This window comes from Acinetobacter kyonggiensis, assembly GCF_900107285.1.
GTDB classification, from domain to species: domain Bacteria; phylum Pseudomonadota; class Gammaproteobacteria; order Pseudomonadales; family Moraxellaceae; genus Acinetobacter; species Acinetobacter kyonggiensis.
Genome location: NZ_FNPK01000006.1, coordinates 174,638 through 190,700 on the forward strand (window position 1 = coordinate 174,638; position 16,063 = coordinate 190,700).

General features: G+C 33.8%; 19 protein-coding genes. 13 read left to right on the forward strand and 6 right to left on the reverse strand.

Annotated elements, in window-relative coordinates:
- Positions 1 to 11 precede the first annotated feature (11 nt).
- Together BLV99_RS07085 and BLV99_RS07090 are read left to right on the forward strand one after the other, a co-directional pair.
- Positions 12 to 215: a hypothetical protein gene (locus BLV99_RS07085; protein ID WP_004648895.1), complete on the forward strand. Its 204-nt coding sequence runs from the start codon at positions 12 to 14 to the stop codon at positions 213 to 215.
- Between the two features lie 203 nt (positions 216 to 418).
- A complete protein-coding gene (locus BLV99_RS07090) occupies positions 419 to 676 on the forward strand; it encodes a hypothetical protein (RefSeq protein WP_086185722.1) in 258 nt (85 codons plus the stop codon).
- A 42-nt stretch (positions 677 to 718) separates the two neighbouring features.
- Here BLV99_RS07090 and BLV99_RS07095 read toward each other — a convergent pair whose 3' ends face one another.
- Both BLV99_RS07095 and BLV99_RS07100 read right to left on the reverse strand, forming a co-directional pair.
- Entirely contained in the window at positions 719 to 958 is a 240-nt protein-coding gene (locus BLV99_RS07095; protein ID WP_086166687.1) for a DUF2171 domain-containing protein, read from the reverse strand.
- A 330-nt stretch (positions 959 to 1,288) separates the two neighbouring features.
- Positions 1,289 to 1,909, reverse strand: a complete 621-nt coding sequence (locus BLV99_RS07100; protein ID WP_092689124.1) for an SOS response-associated peptidase — start codon at positions 1,907 to 1,909, stop codon at positions 1,289 to 1,291.
- A 335-nt stretch (positions 1,910 to 2,244) separates the two neighbouring features.
- Here BLV99_RS07100 and BLV99_RS07105 point away from each other — a divergent pair, with 335 nt between their 5' ends.
- The 5 genes from BLV99_RS07105 to BLV99_RS07125 all read left to right on the forward strand — a co-directional run bounded on the left by BLV99_RS07105 (position 2,245) and on the right by BLV99_RS07125 (position 8,569).
- On the forward strand, positions 2,245 to 3,660 hold the full coding sequence (locus BLV99_RS07105) for a cryptochrome/photolyase family protein (protein ID WP_092689182.1): 1,416 nt from the start codon (positions 2,245 to 2,247) through the stop codon (positions 3,658 to 3,660).
- A 422-nt stretch (positions 3,661 to 4,082) separates the two neighbouring features.
- Entirely contained in the window at positions 4,083 to 6,140 is a 2,058-nt protein-coding gene (locus tag BLV99_RS07110; RefSeq protein WP_092689127.1) for a TonB-dependent receptor domain-containing protein, read from the forward strand.
- Between the two features lie 183 nt (positions 6,141 to 6,323).
- Positions 6,324 to 6,524, forward strand: coding sequence for a hypothetical protein (locus BLV99_RS07115; RefSeq protein ID WP_092689186.1), 201 nt, complete (start codon positions 6,324 to 6,326; stop codon positions 6,522 to 6,524).
- 491 nt (positions 6,525 to 7,015) lie between these two features.
- A complete protein-coding gene (locus BLV99_RS07120; protein WP_086185919.1) occupies positions 7,016 to 7,252 on the forward strand; it encodes a hypothetical protein in 237 nt (78 codons plus the stop codon).
- Between the two features lie 879 nt (positions 7,253 to 8,131).
- A complete protein-coding gene (locus BLV99_RS07125) occupies positions 8,132 to 8,569 on the forward strand; it encodes a BLUF domain-containing protein (RefSeq protein WP_086185918.1) in 438 nt (145 codons plus the stop codon).
- Between the two features lie 517 nt (positions 8,570 to 9,086).
- On the opposite strand, the gene BLV99_RS07130 is transcribed toward BLV99_RS07125, so the two are convergent.
- A complete protein-coding gene (locus tag BLV99_RS07130; RefSeq protein ID WP_092689130.1) occupies positions 9,087 to 9,491 on the reverse strand; it encodes a helix-turn-helix domain-containing protein in 405 nt (134 codons plus the stop codon).
- A gap of 81 nt (positions 9,492 to 9,572) precedes the next feature.
- On the opposite strand from BLV99_RS07130, the gene BLV99_RS07135 reads away from it, so the two are divergent.
- The 4 genes from BLV99_RS07135 to BLV99_RS07150 all read left to right on the forward strand — a co-directional run bounded on the left by BLV99_RS07135 (position 9,573) and on the right by BLV99_RS07150 (position 11,348).
- Entirely contained in the window at positions 9,573 to 10,064 is a 492-nt protein-coding gene (locus tag BLV99_RS07135) for a DUF2938 domain-containing protein (protein ID WP_092689134.1), read from the forward strand.
- A gap of 10 nt (positions 10,065 to 10,074) precedes the next feature.
- Positions 10,075 to 10,647, forward strand: coding sequence for a flavodoxin family protein (locus BLV99_RS07140; RefSeq protein WP_092689137.1), 573 nt, complete (start codon positions 10,075 to 10,077; stop codon positions 10,645 to 10,647).
- Entirely contained in the window at positions 10,644 to 10,862 is a 219-nt protein-coding gene (locus tag BLV99_RS07145) for a DUF2798 domain-containing protein (protein ID WP_092689140.1), read from the forward strand. Before BLV99_RS07140 ends, BLV99_RS07145 begins: the two co-directional genes overlap by 4 nt.
- Before the next feature lie 201 nt (positions 10,863 to 11,063).
- Complete coding sequence (locus tag BLV99_RS07150) at positions 11,064 to 11,348, forward strand: hypothetical protein (RefSeq protein WP_092689143.1); 285 nt, start codon at positions 11,064 to 11,066, stop codon at positions 11,346 to 11,348.
- A gap of 214 nt (positions 11,349 to 11,562) precedes the next feature.
- Here BLV99_RS07150 and BLV99_RS07155 read toward each other — a convergent pair whose 3' ends face one another.
- The gene (locus tag BLV99_RS07155) at positions 11,563 to 13,062 is read right to left on the reverse strand and encodes an MFS transporter (RefSeq protein WP_092689147.1); all 1,500 of its coding nucleotides are present in this window, start codon (positions 13,060 to 13,062) and stop codon (positions 11,563 to 11,565) included.
- 102 nt (positions 13,063 to 13,164) lie between these two features.
- Between BLV99_RS07155 and BLV99_RS07160 the strand changes: the two genes are divergently transcribed.
- A complete protein-coding gene (locus BLV99_RS07160; RefSeq protein ID WP_092689150.1) occupies positions 13,165 to 13,743 on the forward strand; it encodes a TetR family transcriptional regulator in 579 nt (192 codons plus the stop codon).
- A gap of 276 nt (positions 13,744 to 14,019) precedes the next feature.
- Entirely contained in the window at positions 14,020 to 14,598 is a 579-nt protein-coding gene (locus BLV99_RS07165) for a lysozyme (protein WP_092689190.1), read from the forward strand.
- A gap of 121 nt (positions 14,599 to 14,719) precedes the next feature.
- On the opposite strand, the gene BLV99_RS07170 is transcribed toward BLV99_RS07165, so the two are convergent.
- Together BLV99_RS07170 and BLV99_RS07175 are read right to left on the reverse strand one after the other, a co-directional pair.
- Positions 14,720 to 15,265 carry an invasion associated locus B family protein gene (locus BLV99_RS07170; RefSeq protein WP_086185705.1) on the reverse strand — a complete coding sequence of 182 codons (546 nt, stop codon included), beginning with the start codon at positions 15,263 to 15,265 and terminating at the stop codon, positions 14,720 to 14,722.
- 125 nt (positions 15,266 to 15,390) lie between these two features.
- Entirely contained in the window at positions 15,391 to 15,789 is a 399-nt protein-coding gene (locus BLV99_RS07175; protein ID WP_092689153.1) for a hypothetical protein, read from the reverse strand.
- Between the last annotated feature and the right edge of the window lie 274 nt (positions 15,790 to 16,063).

A 16,063-nucleotide genomic window follows, 5' to 3' on the forward strand; every position in this document is an offset into this window, starting at 1 on the left:
GGCTATGTGAGATGAATACAACATATCCACAAAAGTTAGTTACATTTTATAAATTGGAAAGCCCTGATATTCAGAGAGGAGTTTGGGCTAATTATGATAAAAATGGAAATTTTATAAACCTTACGAATTATTATGGTAAGGAGTTAATCCTCCTTGAACAGGATCGTGTAAATATAGATGGAAAAATATGGGTTTGTAAGGAGTCATTCAGATAAATTAAAATAAATAATATCTAAGTGATGAGGTATTATTTTAATATAAAATTATAATTTTATTATATAAGTTTTTTATAAAATGAATATATGTCATAAAGTAAAATAAATAAAACGATTAGTCATTAAATAATAAAATATCAAGGAAATATTGGAGAGTTTAATGTATATTTATTTTCTGATGCTGCGAATACAGCGAGTAAAAAATGCTACCAAAACAATTGAAAATACTAAGCACAGTTTTAGCTATTTTGGGTATAGCTGCATTTTTCATATTTCAGTATGTTATACAGCCAGAAAAGTTAGCTGGTTTTACAGAAGGGACGGAACAATACAATGGTTATCGCTATGCTAAAGACAATCAACTTAAGTCCATAGATCAGTGTGATGATGAAAAAGATGATCCAACCATAAATTTTAATCAAGAATTTTTTGAAGGCTGTAAACAGTACTTTAATCATTAATAAGCCCTTCAAAATAAAAGGGCTTACTTTTGAATAGTTACCTTAATCTTGAGCAGTAACCCAGTGACTTTTTACTTCTTCAGCGTCTTTATTGAGCATAACTTGATTATTGTTAATCTCATTAACCCATGTAAGGGGAATAAAATGATGATGACCATCTTCATGTCTTGTTAACTTAAGCTGATCTGACCCTTGAAGATGATCTACGGTTCCTACTTTTGTCCCACATAATGCAATAACATCTGCATGTTTAGTAATGTCATTCACATTGATAGTCGTCATGTCATACCTCTCCTATAATAGCGGTAATCTTGCCTATCTAATTTAAGACATTCTGAAATTTTTATCGTATATATATGCAAAAGCAAACAAAACGTTAACTAAGTTTACCTTTATGGATCAGTATCATTTTTAAGCCATTATTTTGGAGTGATTGAGATTGAAATATGAGCTATTCTTTTGCGTATTATTCGTTGTTGCGCTGCTTGAAAATAAAAATAACTTAGAACTTTTTGCTAAAGTTTTGCTAATCAATAAATAACATTCTTATCTAATTAAAATCACAGCTTTTAAATAAGGTTGTACATAAATAAAAGGTCATTAAAATAGATTTTACCGATGAGTCTTTTTAGGTACAGCGACATACTCATCTTTCATTGCAAAGAAAAATTGAGTTGCTTCACTGGGTGTGCAATTCAGCCAATCAATTCTATTTTCTTCAGGAATGACAATAATTGAGCGCTTTTCATGGTTTGGTGCATGGAACTGCTTCATAAAAGGGTGCTGATCGGCATTGATGGTTAACAGACTCATAGATCGAATCGGTTGATTGTTGATGACCGCATTTTCATAGATTGCAGCAATAGTGAAGGGTAAGCCATCTTTACGAGAAATTTCATACCAATAAGGTTTTTCATTGATATATTTAGGTTCAAAAATAGCATCGACGGGTATTAGGGCAAATTGATTTTTATGCCATGCATGGCGAAAACTCGGCTTTTCAGCGACAGTTTCAGTTCTGGCATTGTAGGTGTGACGACCATATTTTAACTCTTTAGCCCAAGATGGAATAAGACCAAACTTAGCAAGATCCCATTCTGGGTGATCGGCACCATGTATTAAAATGGGTGCATCATATAAAGGAAAAACATCTTCAGGAAATTCAAATGGAGGTTCAGAAAGACCCAGCAGATATGCTCGATTTCGTTTGATGGCTTTAAAATTTGCACACATTAGCGGTCTCTTTGTTTCTATTCACTCTTATTATTAAAGCAAATAGAATGAATAAAGATCATGAATTTTACAAATTTGGTACTTTAAAAATCTTTACTGTGTAATTTGAGAATATTTTCAGGCTATAAACTTAATAAGCAGAATAGTTAATAGCAGTGGTTCGAATATGAATTGTATTGTTGATGATGATTTGAGTGAATTTCGACAATTAAACAGACTAAAATAATATTAATAATGAATGATCTAAAGTACAAAACTTGTGTTTCATGCTGTTTTTATTTGTTTATTTTTCATAAAATAATAGTGAATAAATATCTTGAGCTTTTGTAATGTCTATGCAATTAATTTGGTTTCGACAAGATTTACGCATTCAAGACCATGCGGCACTTTGGCATGCTACACAAGCAGGTTCTTGCGTTGCTTTCGTAGCAATCTCATTTGGTCAATGGGCTTTACATGACGATGCAGCAGTTAAAATAGATTTTTACTTAAGACAACTACAAGAGCTTAAAAAACAGTTAAAAAATCTAAATATTCCATTGCTGATTCAGGAAGTTTCTTTTTGGAAGGATATTCCTGAGGTTATTGCTAAGCTTACACAAAAACTGGATATTGAATGTATACATGCCAATATTGAGGTTGGTGTAAATGAGTTAAAGCGAGATGCTGAAGTTCAACAATTGCTCGAAAAATATAATAAAACATTTGAGTTGTATCATGATCGTACTCTATTTCCTGTAGGGGCTGTTCGCAATAAAACAAAACAACCGTATCAAGTTTTTAGTGCATTCAAGAAACAATGCTATGAACAGCTCAGTTTAAGTTTGCCTCAGTGTTACCCTCAAATTGAAGTACAGGCCGATCTTCAGAATCATGATATTTTTGAAGCATCAAGTTTGACGGTTACATATGAATATTCAGAATTTGTTAGAAAACAACAAGCTTACTGGCCTGTAAGTGAAGAGTATGCCTTAACGGCATTGGATGATTTTATTAATGATAAAGTGATTAACTATCAGAAAGAACGCGACTTTCCTCATTTAGATTCCACCAGCCAATTATCACCTTATTTAAATTTAGGCATTCTTTCCATTCGTCAATGTATTCAAGCTTTATTTCGGCTACAACACGGGCATTTTCAGATAGAGCAATTGGGTCAGCAAACATGGTTAGATGAATTATTATGGCGCGAGTTTTATCAACATACGCTTTTTGATTTTCCGCAGCTTTCTAAACATTATCCATTTAAGGCAAATACACAGAGCATCCAATGGCGTAATGCACCCGAAGATTTAGCGGCTTGGCAGCAAGGGCAAACGGGTATTCCAATTGTAGATGCAGGAATGCGCCAATTGCTGGAAACGGGTTGGATGCATAATCGTGTGCGTATGATCACAGCCATGTTCCTGACTAAAAATTTATTGATAGATTGGCGATTGGGCGAACAATGGTTTATGCAACACTTGGTTGATGGTGATTTAGCAGCAAATAATGGGGGGTGGCAATGGTGTGCGTCTACAGGCATGGATTCAGTACCTTATTTTCGGATATTTAATCCGATCACTCAATCACAAAAATTTGATCATAATGGTGACTATATTCGTCAGTGGGTTCCTGAATTGGCGCATTTAGATGCTGAAATAATCCATGAACCTTATAATAAAAATCCCGATCTGAGTTTAAATTATCCTAAACCGATTGCGGACTTGAAACAAACCCGAATTCGAGCAATCGAAGCTTTTAAGGTATAAGGGCCATTAACTAAAAAATGAATTGGGTTATTGGTTGTTGATCAAAGAAACTCTAATAGATCTTTAAGTGAAAGAATGGTTTCAAATTGTTTAGTATTACTTGATATTCTAATATTCAATTGATAATAAGTATTGAATGTTAATGATAATCATATATATTTATATCAGGTCGGTGGAGAGCTGTCCTAACAATCGATGAAGATTGTGAATTGTTGACAGCACGGAAAGACGTGTAGGGCTCACAGAAATGTGGGCTTTTTTATTATTGGTTGAATTTTATGAGCTTTTCATGAGAGACATTACCCAACCTCATTGATGTAAATAATAATTATTACCATTATTGTTTGCATCAATGAGTGCTTGTGGATACAATACGCAACAATTGGTTCGTAATTTCTCCATAATTAAAGATGCGTATAAACATGAATAAACACTTAATTCTTACTGCATTATCAATGTCAGTACTAACAGCCCTGTCAGTGTCAGCTCATGCTAATGATAAATCAGAAGAAACAGTGAAGTTAGACACCATTGTGGTGACTGCTAGCAGCCAAGCTGTCAATATTAAGGAAGCACCCGCAAGTATCAGTGTCATTACAAGAGCAGATATTGAGAAGCAGCCAGTATCAAGTCTTGGGCAGTTATTAAGTAAAGTGCCTGGTGTAACAGGTGGTACAAGTCCATCTAAAGATGGCTCTAAGATTAAAATACGTGGCTTACCTGACAACTACACATTAATTTTAGTTGATGGTAAGCGTATAGGATCTTCTAGAGATACAAGCTACCGTCCAGACTTAGGTCGTCAAGACTTGAATTGGATTACACCCGATATGATCGAACGTATTGAAGTCGTCCGTGGCCCAATGTCTTCTCTTTATGGGTCAGATGCAATGGGTGGTGTAATTAATATTATTACTCGAAAAATTCCAGATGTTTGGGGTGGAAATGTCACTCTAAACTATACTCAGCCTACAACTTCTTCAAAATTAGGCACATCAGTGCAAACAGGTGTTATGGCGGCAGGCCCATTAACTGATAATTTAGGCTTGCGCTTAACTGCGGGTTTAACTGAGCGTGAAGCAGATAAAGAGCGTAAAGCAGGAGACGGCACAACAGGATCAAAAGACCAAAATTACAATGCAATGCTGCATTATCAGCTAACAGATAAGCATTCACTTAGTTTTGATGCAGGTCACAGTATTCAAAAAAATACAAAGGGTTCTCAAGTTAATGCTTTGACAGGTGCAGAATCAGAAACAAGTTGGGGACCAAGCGAACTAACCCATAATAATTATGGAATTTCACATGAAGGTGAGTGGGCGATAGGGAAATCAAAATTAAATGCTTACTATAATGATTATGATCAAAGTTTAAGTGGTTCAATAACAAAGTCAAATGAAACGATCGTCGAAGGCAGTTTAAGCATGCCGTTTGATTTCCTGCTGGAACAAGCTATTACAGTGGGTGGCCAATGGAAAAAACAAGAGCTTACCAATACCAGTACTATTGGGACACTTCCTGGTGGTAGCTGGGATGGAAAAAGTTATAGTAATCCTACGGTCGATAATAAAAGCTGGGCATTATTTGTTGAAGATAATATTTCACTGCTAGATAACCTTAAACTAACAGTGGGTAATCGTTTAGATCATGATGATAAATATGGATCACACCACAGCCCACGAGCGTATTTAGTTTATAGCCCAACTGAAGATTTAGTAATTAAAGGCGGTGTAGCTAAAGGTTTTCGTGCACCAACTGTAAAAGAATCTACAGCAGGTGCAGCCACAAGATCTGGCGGTAACGGTTGTCGTGGTCTACTGGGAAGAACGTGGTATGACGAAAAAAATGCCCCACATATCTACACTAGTGGTAGTTGCTATATGACAGGAAATCCCAACTTGAAACCTGAGGAAAGTACTAATTATGAAATTGGTATAAATTATTCAGGTTTTGGTTCGGATTTAGGTATTACTTACTTCCATACTGATTTTAAAAATAAAATTGCTTACTCACCTTTAGGTTATTATTATGGAAATTGGTTTACTCGTAATGAGAATATCAATTCTGCTATCACACGTGGCCTAGAATTAGTTGCAAATTATCCAATCATGAATAATTTGAATTGGAATAACAATGCCACGTATTTCTTTGAAGCAAAAGATAAAGATACAAATACGCCTTTGCTTACAACACCTAAGTTAATTGTTAACTCTGCGTTGAATTGGAAGCCAATTGATCCCTTAAGTTTAGAACTGGCTGCACAATACCAAGGTAAGCAATATTTGACTGCTACTACAGCTACATCAAGTATGCAAAAACGTCATACAATCATGAGTTTGGCTGCTAATTATGAGCATAGTGATAGCCTTACGCTCAGAGCAGGCTTAACGAACCTTCTTGATAAAAAGTTAGCGAATGGAACGGATACATATATGGTTGAACGTCAGCAAATATTTGCAGGATTAACTTATAAATACTAATAAAGCAGGTTGTTCTTTATCGGATTAACAAACTAAATGATGCCGTGATCTTTAATGAGGTCATGGCTTTTTATTTCTAAACCGTATACCAATTAAGAATAGCAACGAAAGTTGAGTAATTGATCCGGTTTTTTTGATCTTTATGGTAAATTAATTGCACAATTAAGAATTAGGGTGATTGCTGTGAAAGAAATACTAGAAGAATATCGTATTGAAAGAGCTAAGCTGGAAGATGAAATTCAAGAGTTTCTTGCTCAAAAATTTGCTGATTTTAAAGAAAAAACTGGTGCTGAAGTTATTCATTTGGACGTAAACATTGAATTACTCGATGATCACGATGCAAATGCTTTTATTGAAAGTGTATTTATTGGTACTGATTTATAGTTGATAAATAAATAATAAAAGCTCACAAAAATGTGGGCTTTTTTAATGGCTTTCATATTATTGAAATAATTTAACGCTATATTTAGTGAAAATAAATAATTTAAAAATTCTAAAATTACAGCGTAGATTAAACCTACTTATCTTGGGAGAGGTAAGTAGGTTTTTTATTTTGATAAAAGAAAGTGTTGAGCATATGTATAAGCGATTTGGCAGATCAATCTTTTAACTTCAAGAAAGAATGCTTTAAGGCGAAGGGGGTTGAAGACGTAAAACTTCAGAATACCGCAAACAGATATGTATTATTGATGATAACTTATACTATTTCTGGCTATTGAGTGATTTGAAGCTGTGGGAAGCGATTGATCGGATTGAATTGATTTTAAGAAAGATGAATAATTAAATTTTAAAATTCATCATTAGATAGTTTTTTGACACTATATATTCATAAAACTAAAGTATAATATTGTTTTAAAATTTTGAGCTTAATCTAAATGCCGAATATTAATATAAAGAAACTAGATAAACTTGTTAGTGATATAGTTTTAAAAAATAAAACGCCTGAAAAAATATTAATTGGCTATAAAGCTTATGGAGAGCTAATGAACGATCGAAATTTTTTTGAAGAAGTGGCTGGCTCAGCTATGGAGCCGAGTAAGAGAAAATATAAGAAGATTAAAATTAAAGTTACTCAAGATGATTATCAGCTTGAAGTGAAGTGTTCAAATTGACATGGCTGTATAATAACGTAAGCTCGCTCATTGATCGGGATTTGTCTTATGTATTTTGAATTAATGGTAAAGTAATATTTTGCCAATGATTTAAAATTAAGTAGATATATAATAATTTATAGAATCTATCGCTATGTTTTTTGTTTTTAGTTTCTACCTCCTACCAAGGAGGTATTTTTTTTCTTGAAATTTAGGAAAAACAAATGCTCCAATTCCTCCGTAAATTATTCTGTATTCATGCGTATGAATTCGACTTCGATGATAGTGGATACACCCATGAATGCCGCAAATGCGGTAAAGATGATTAATCGCTCTCGAATTGCCGAATGTTCTACGGCATAGAAAACCCCGTCATTGGTTTGATGGGGTTTTCTTTTCTATTTTTTCTATCAAGTTTGAGGAAAACTTCTAGTAAATTGACTACTTCCATATTTTATATTTTTATGTAATTAAATCAATATCTTGATATTTAGGTTTTAACTTTATTCTTGGTTGATATAACCACGATTTGCATAGAGCTTACTTTACCCCGTGTTGCAATCATTGATATAGATTTATGCCGTTGAATATGCTGATTTTTACATATAGGTAGTGCTGAATCTTAATTTGATCGTTGGATCTACGACAACAACAAAGAGATAAAAGGGTTGGTTAATTGAAGAAATAAAGCAAAAACATTGCTCTTAAAATGAATGGCTTTATTTTAATGTTTGTATCTTATACAGGATACATAGCATATTCATTGGTAATCAGTATAAGGTTTAAAACATCAATTTAAATTTTTATGTGTTAGGTTTATTTTAATTATAAGGTTGTTCTGTATACTAAATAAAGTTGATAGTATATTTATATTTCAAGATAATTAGAAGGTTTTTGATAATGATAGGATGTATCAGGCTTGTATATGTAAGTAAATTTTATCGTAATGATGATGCCTTTAAATTGGATTTAATGAATATTTTAACTACTTCAATTAACTACAATACTCAAGAAAATATAACTGGAGTCCTTTGTTATGGTAATGGGTGTTTTATCCAATGTTTGGAAGGGAAAAAATCAACAGTAAATGATTTATATTTTAATAAAATTTTAAAAGATAATCGTCATATTTCTTGTCAGTTAATTTATTTTGAGGACGCTAAAGTCCGATTGTTTGACCAATGGGCTATGAAATTTGCTCCTCTTAATGTCAATTTAAGAAATTTCTTTTTGGAACATCATGGTAGCGAGTTCAATCCATTTCTCCTAAATACATTAACAATTGGACCTTTTTTGAAACTTTTGTCAAAACAAAATGAATGGGAATATTATATTTAAATTAATAAAAATGATCATATTTAAAAATTGTTTTAATTTAACTAACCCGAATCTGGGATAAGAATTTTCCTTTAAAATCATAAAATAAAAATAATATATCGATCAAATATCATTAACTTTTATGACCAGTCGTATCACATTAGAGTATTTTTTACTCTAAAAATAGTTATTCTATAACTAAATTCTAAAAATCGTAGCACAGAAATATTTTCGTAAAATACCATTTCATAAGGTTTTTGGTGTGCTACCAAATTAAGTAATCAGCTATAGCTAAAGAGTATTCAACGCCTCCAAGCCCTCAGCAAGTCGTTGTTGTGAATCAAAATAGTAGTAACATTAACCAAAATTTGAGCGATCGATTAATGGCTCATGCAATTACAGGTGGTTTAGGAATGGGGGATACGTGGAATGGGTAATTTGGAGGATGAAGACTTTCAAGTTTTTATGGTGAAAAGATGACAATGTAATGCTAAGTTTTAGCCCATGAATAAAACTAGATTTCATCCACGGAATATCACTAAAGTTTAGTTGGCTGATATTCGCCTGCAATTGCAGCTGTTAGGAAATTTTGAAAGGTTGGGCATTGCATATGATTTTCAGCGGGGCAAGCCGCAGCGTGTCTGAGTCCCTCGCTAATGAAGTGTAATCGTCGTGCCATTTGCTCAATTTGCTCTGCTTTATCATTCAGCATTTTTCGATCTAGCTCAGGTTGACCATCTTGCCCAAACATCGTGGCAATCTCATTCAAAGAAAAACCCGCTGCCTGCCCCAATGCAATCAATGCCAATTGATCCAGTACCTGTTTTGCATATTGACGACGTAAACCCTGTCGCCCAATAGATCTGATCAGCCCTTTTTCTTCATAAAACCGTAAGGTCGATGTCGCAACCTTTGCTTTTTTTGCAACTTCACTAATATCCATAAATACCTCTTGACTTCAAGTTGACTTGAACTTGCACAATCAATCTATCAGGTTTTGTTTGGAAAAGGTCGGGGTGATGAAATGAATATTTTGAAATTACTACTTTACATTTTGAGTCTAGGAATCGGTGCAACACTAATCATGGATATTTGGTTATTCATATTAAAAAAACTGAATATCCCAACTTTAAATTTTGCATTCCTTGGTCGGTGGGTGGGATGGATTTTCCGCGGCAAAATCATCCACGCGTCAATTGCACAAAGTCCTGAGATTCAACATGAATATGTATTGGGCTGGATTGCTCATTACAGTGTCGGAATCCTATTCGCATTTGGTTTCATCTTCATCATAGGGGATGCTTGGTTGCTACAACCTCAATTTTATTCTGCCTTATTATTTGGGGTCATTAGCGTGCTAATCCCTTTCTTCGTCATGCAGCCTGCTATGGGTTCAGGCTTCGCAGCATCTAAAACACCGCAACCATTGATCAATCGTATCAAAAGCTTGATCAATCACAGTATCTTCGGGTGTGGTTTATTCCTCACCGCTAAATTATTAAATCTTTTTCATTGAGGACTAAACCATGAAATCAATCGCCATTATCTATCATAGCCGTCAAGGACATACTCAATTTATTGCTCAACAAATTCAAATTGGAGCAGCAAAAATTGAGAATATGGATATTGATTTATTCACCGCAGAACAACTGATGTCTCACCCTGAATTACTGACCCAATATGATGGTTTAATTTGGGGAACACCCACTTACCTCGGTGGAGTCTCTGGAACCTTAAAACAACTTATGGATGCTACGGGTCCCTTATGGAAGAAACAGAGCTTTAAAGGAAAATTAGCAGCTGGATTTACCGTCTCATCGCTTCCCGCTGGTGATAAGCAATCAACACTTATTTCACTTTTCACCTTTTGTATGCAACACGGTATGATATGGGTGGGCAATCCTATTTTACCTGAACAACATCAAGGAGTTCCCTACGCGCAAGCGGCTAATCGTCTAGGTTCTTGGTCTGGATTAATGGCACAAGCTGAACATGCGAGTGCGGCAGATGCATTTGATTTAGGCGATATTAAAACAGCGCAATTGTTTGGGGGAAATTTTGCATCAAACCTAAATGCATACCAAGGAGTGGTTATGTGAAGAGTGTGAATCTTTTATTTCCACTCATTTTATCTTGCATGATGTCATTTCTGATCACAGGTATTACTACATTAAAGACTGTTGGTTTCATCGACAATCTTTTTTCGGTGTGGATGTCAGCATGGATAGTAGCGTGGATGTTTGCGTTTCCAAGTGTATTGATCTGCACACCCATTGCCCAAAAACTTGTCAGCTTAATTGTTAAAAATCGCTGAGCCTTATATTGTTATGTACGCAAAAACGTACACAGCTTGTGATGATTGACGAATATACGACAGCCAGTAGACCTTTTGATTTATACAAATACACTTTTTAAGAAAAACTGCTCTGTAATTTAGTCTTGAAGTATTGGAAGTCCAGTAAGTAAGCTTTCCAGTTAATACCCAAATTGCCCTATTCAACAATAGGGCTTTTTTATGGGCAGTCTCACCCTTAAGGCCATTACAGATCAAACGCCGTATGTTCAAAAGATTAAAGGCGCTTTAGAAAAGGCGACAGGACAATCTATTCCATGGCGCAAATTTAATAGCACTCCTAAACAGCTGTCAGAAAAATTGGAACATGAAAAGCAACTTGCTCTATATGTCCCCATGATAAGCAATAATTTTGGGATGGTATATCCACAAAGAGCGGGAATTTTTGTGCGCCAAAGTGTACAAAGTTGCTTGAATTTTATTCCAAGGGTTATCTGCAAAAATTGAGGGTAATTTGAGTAATGGATGCATTAGAAAATCACAACCATGTGCTATTTAGGTTGAATATTAGTCAATTTATTGGTGATGTTTTTAGAATTGTACATAAAAAAGCCGACTTGTTTATGAGTCGGCTTTTATTATTTTGAGGCTGGTTGAAATTCATTAAGTGGTTGATAGTTAAATTAATATGCAAATTTACTTAGTATGGTCGCCATTTATGTTAAATGGATAGTGATTTAGTGGAAGTTTCCCTCCAAAAGATCCAGATAAAGATAGCAAGAAACAAAAGTATTAAACTTGAAAAGATTAAAATAGAGCTATGAGCCATAACAAAAGCTGAGTTGGCTGATTTTATGATGAGATCTGCACTTTCTGCCGATAAATTTGGAAGAACTTGATAAGTTCCTCCTATAGAACTTTCAGCTATTTTTAGTTGATCAGCACTAAAAAAATGATAAAAATCTACATTTTTTGTGTAGAAAAAAGATGCCATTAAACCAAAAATTGTTACACCCAAACCGGTTCCTAATTCATAGGACATTCCTTCAATAGCACCAGCCGATGATGCTTGTTCAATAGGTGCTCCTGATAAAATTGCGGATGTAGCTGCTAAAAAAGCACATAGGATACTTAGCCCTAATAAGATCATACAAAAAGCTGAAAATAAGTATTCAGTTTCAAAATTAACAACTGATAAAAAATATATAGATACAGAACTCAGTATTAAGCTAAATACAGCAACTTTTTTAGCTCCAAACTTATTTAGAAGAGGTGTACTAATCACGCCACCCACACTGACTGCAATCATAAACGGTAAAATATATAGACCAGCTTCTAATGGACTAAATTGATACACATATTGTAGTTTTTGGGAAATAAGTAACTCAAATCCTACCAGTGCAATCATAGCAACAACTGAAATGGTGAAACCATATTTCACGGATTTCGATGTGAATAGCTTAAGATCAAATAGTGGTTGATCACTTTTAATTTGCCTTTTTACAAATAAAAAACCGAGTACAATCCCTATAAGCCCAAGAAGAATGAATTGAGGATCAAATTCTTTTAAGCCGGCTTTTAAACTGTAAATTACTAAAAGAATGGCTGTTATAAGTATTAGCGCATCTAATATATTTAATTTTTTTTCATGTATAAAATTTTGTTTAGGCAGATACTTTAAAATACATACAGTGACAACCAAGACAATAGGAACATTAATCAGAAACACTGATCCCCAATAGAAATATTCTAATAGTAATCCACCGACTAGAGGTCCGAAAGCGGCACCAGCCCCTCCAGCCATAACCCACATTCCTAGAGCAAAGTTTCGTTCTTTTTCATCCATGAATGTATGGCGTAGACAAGCTAAAGTTGCAGGCATAATCATTGATGCACCTAAGGCCAATATAGCTCTTGAAAAAATTAAAAAATTTGCTGTAGGCGAAAGTGCTGCTAGCACCGAGGTTATACCAAAGATGATACTGCCCATAAGCATGAGTTTTCGATAACCAACTTTATCGCCTAAGGCACCCATTACTAAAATAAGCCCAGCCATCAACAATGGATAAATATCAATAATCCATAATAGTTGTGATGTGCCTGCTTTTAATTCTTGGCTTAATGTAGGTACAGCGATATGAAGTACAGTTGCATCAATAGCCACAGGAAGATAAAGCCCAACGACAATGGCTAAAATGAACCATTTGGGATGTAAAAACATAAAAATAGTATAAAATTGAACATATGTTCAATTTTATACTATTTTTTGATTTTTTACGCAACTTGTATATGCTGATCATGTTGTGAATGACTGTGTTAGAAAATGAGCTACTTAAGTAAAACGGAAAGAAAAAAACAGATCTTAGATGTTGCTATGACAATCGCATTAGATGATGGTTTGAATACATTGACAGTACGTAATTTGGCTCAAAAAGCTTCTTTGTCTGTAGGGCTTATTCATCATCACTTTAAAACTATTCAAGAATTAAAGTGTGAAGTCTTTATGCAGCTCATTTATAAGAATTTAGATATCAGTGAAATAGATGATAATTTAAGTTTAACTGAAAAAATACTTTTGGCTCTCGGTTTTACTGAATCAGAAGATGAATTACCTTACGTTCGATTGTGGAATGATGCTGAACAAAACAGCCAAACTAGTCCTGAATTTAATAAAGTTTTTTCAATAGCAATTGAAGAATGGCATAAGTCTGTAAAAAAAATATTGGAATCGGCGCCGTTAAATAATCATTATGAAAATTTTGATGATATGGCTTGGCAATTTATAGGCCTAACTTTAGGATTAGAAGGGCTGGTAAAGTTTCATTCTCATTTATTTACCTATCAATATATGACTCAATTAGTAACTCATTTAATTGAAAATAAAATCCATCAGAGAGTTTGATTTTAGATATTCTAAAGACTTAAGTTTAGGCTGACTTTAACTCGATCAAGAACTATTAACGTCCTGTATGTCTTTACATCAATAGATGTGGGCTATGATAATGATTTTATCAAAAAAGAGAAAAGTTAACCGTTTTCATTATCTCTAAACAAGCTTCAACCTTAGTGATAGAAGTACATACAACAAAGAAAATCATTATTACAAAAGTAGATGTATATTGGGAAGTACGTTCATCGAAGAGTATTTAAAGAAAAATGCAAATAAGTGGGGTGGGTGGTGCAAGTAATATTTGATTTTTTACGAAAAATTAGTGGTGGGAAACTCACTCAAAAACAGGTGAGTGCAGCAAATCAGGTCATTGCAAATACTACAGGGTCTATGGTTGCCAACATGCTAGGTATTGCTGTAGATGAAATATCGGTGAGTAACCAAGGTGTTGACCTAATCTGCGATTTTGAAGGTAAGCGACTTGCAGCTTATGATGATGGTGTGGGAGTCTGGACGATTGGTTTTGGTACAACCATTTACCCAAATGGCATCAAAGTCAAAAAAGGTGATACTTGCACACTTGACCAAGCCAAATTATATATGGCTCACGATTTAAAGAAATTTGAACAAGCTGTGAATGGTGCTGTAAATATTCCATTGAATCAAAATCAATTCGATGCACTTGTTTCACTGGCTTATAACATCGGTACAGGTGCATTTAATAAATCAACATTGGTTAAAAAGCTTAATGCAGGTGATATTCGTGGAGCAGCATATCAGTTTGATGTATGGATAAATGCTGGTGGGAAGCGGATGCAAGGACTGGTGAATCGTCGAGCTAGAGAAAAGGCATTATTTCTATCTTGACCACAGTAGTTTTTCTGCGAATTTGGCTTTGGTATTGCATGAAAAATTGAATTTCAGTAGCTTTTTATTTCAGTTCTAATATTAATTTTTATAATTTATTAGAACTGAAATAATTTAATGATTAGAGACTATAATTTTTATCATTACTTAGTTTTAGAAATTGTGCCTCCATATCGTTAAATGCATCAGTAAAGCCAACCAACGGAATTTTATTTTCAATAAGTTGTTTTTTACTATTTTGGAAGCGTGTATAAGCGTAATTCCCATGTTTTAATTGTTTAATAAGTTCGGAGCCATTTCTAAACAATCCTTCACGCTCTTGGAGGATCTCTTTGTTATCTATATGAATAAATGCCGGATTATCTTTTAGATGCTTTTCGCCAATATTTACAACATATTGATTATTAACATTCAAAATAGAAATAGGCCCTTTACTCATAACACATGCTTTTATGTCCTCAAATACCTTATATTGACATTTTATTTTCCAGCTAGCGCGCCCTAGGAACTTATTTTCTAGAAGGTTAACTTCACCATTATTGTTTGATTTGGTATTAATTTTTAAGATTAAAGTAGATAGTTGATCTTCAGATGCATATGTATTGCTAATAAAGATGGGAGTTAGGAAGAATAAGGATACAAACCCTAATAGAATATTTTTACGCATAATAGAATCCCCAATATAAATATAAAGTAATTAAAAAATATCTATAATAATTAATTATCTTCTGACATCTATTGCTTAAACTATCATTTTTTGTAATTAAAGAGACTTGTTTCACGAATTATGGATTACCTAAGCTTATTTTGCTTAAACCAATACGTAAAGTTATCTATTAATTTATTTATATCAAAATCAGAAAATTTATATTTTTTTACAATAGGTGGAATTTCTTCAAGCAATTTCTCACACATTGTAAAAACACGTTGTTGCATGCTCATTGCTACAAATTGATTATAATCAAGCATAATATCTATACACAATGCTTGGTCTTTTTTCGTATATCGAATCCGTTGTTTAAATTTTAATTCAGGATCACGACATATATAAAAAATGGCTAAATGCTTTATACCCTCGCCATATTCCTGTCCTTCCATAAACTTATAAAAATCATTTGGTGCTATTATCATCGATGCATCACCAACTCCCGTTTCTATGTTTGAGTCAGCAGTTAAAAGTAATCTAAACATTCTTATTTCACCATTTTATTACCAGAACGTATTGTTATACACAATGTTAAACATGTTATTTGTAAACATAGAGATGAGCTTCTTAAAATTATATCCAGTCCATGGTGATAAAAACCACCATAGACCAGACATTTTTATTGGTGATAATATAGACACTTTAAATGGGTTCTAACATGTAATGTTATTCCCAAGTAGAAATGTCCTACCTAATAACCAAATAGAAATGTCCTATATGGACATTTCCAAGTCAAGCACAGGATTCATATTTCGTTGT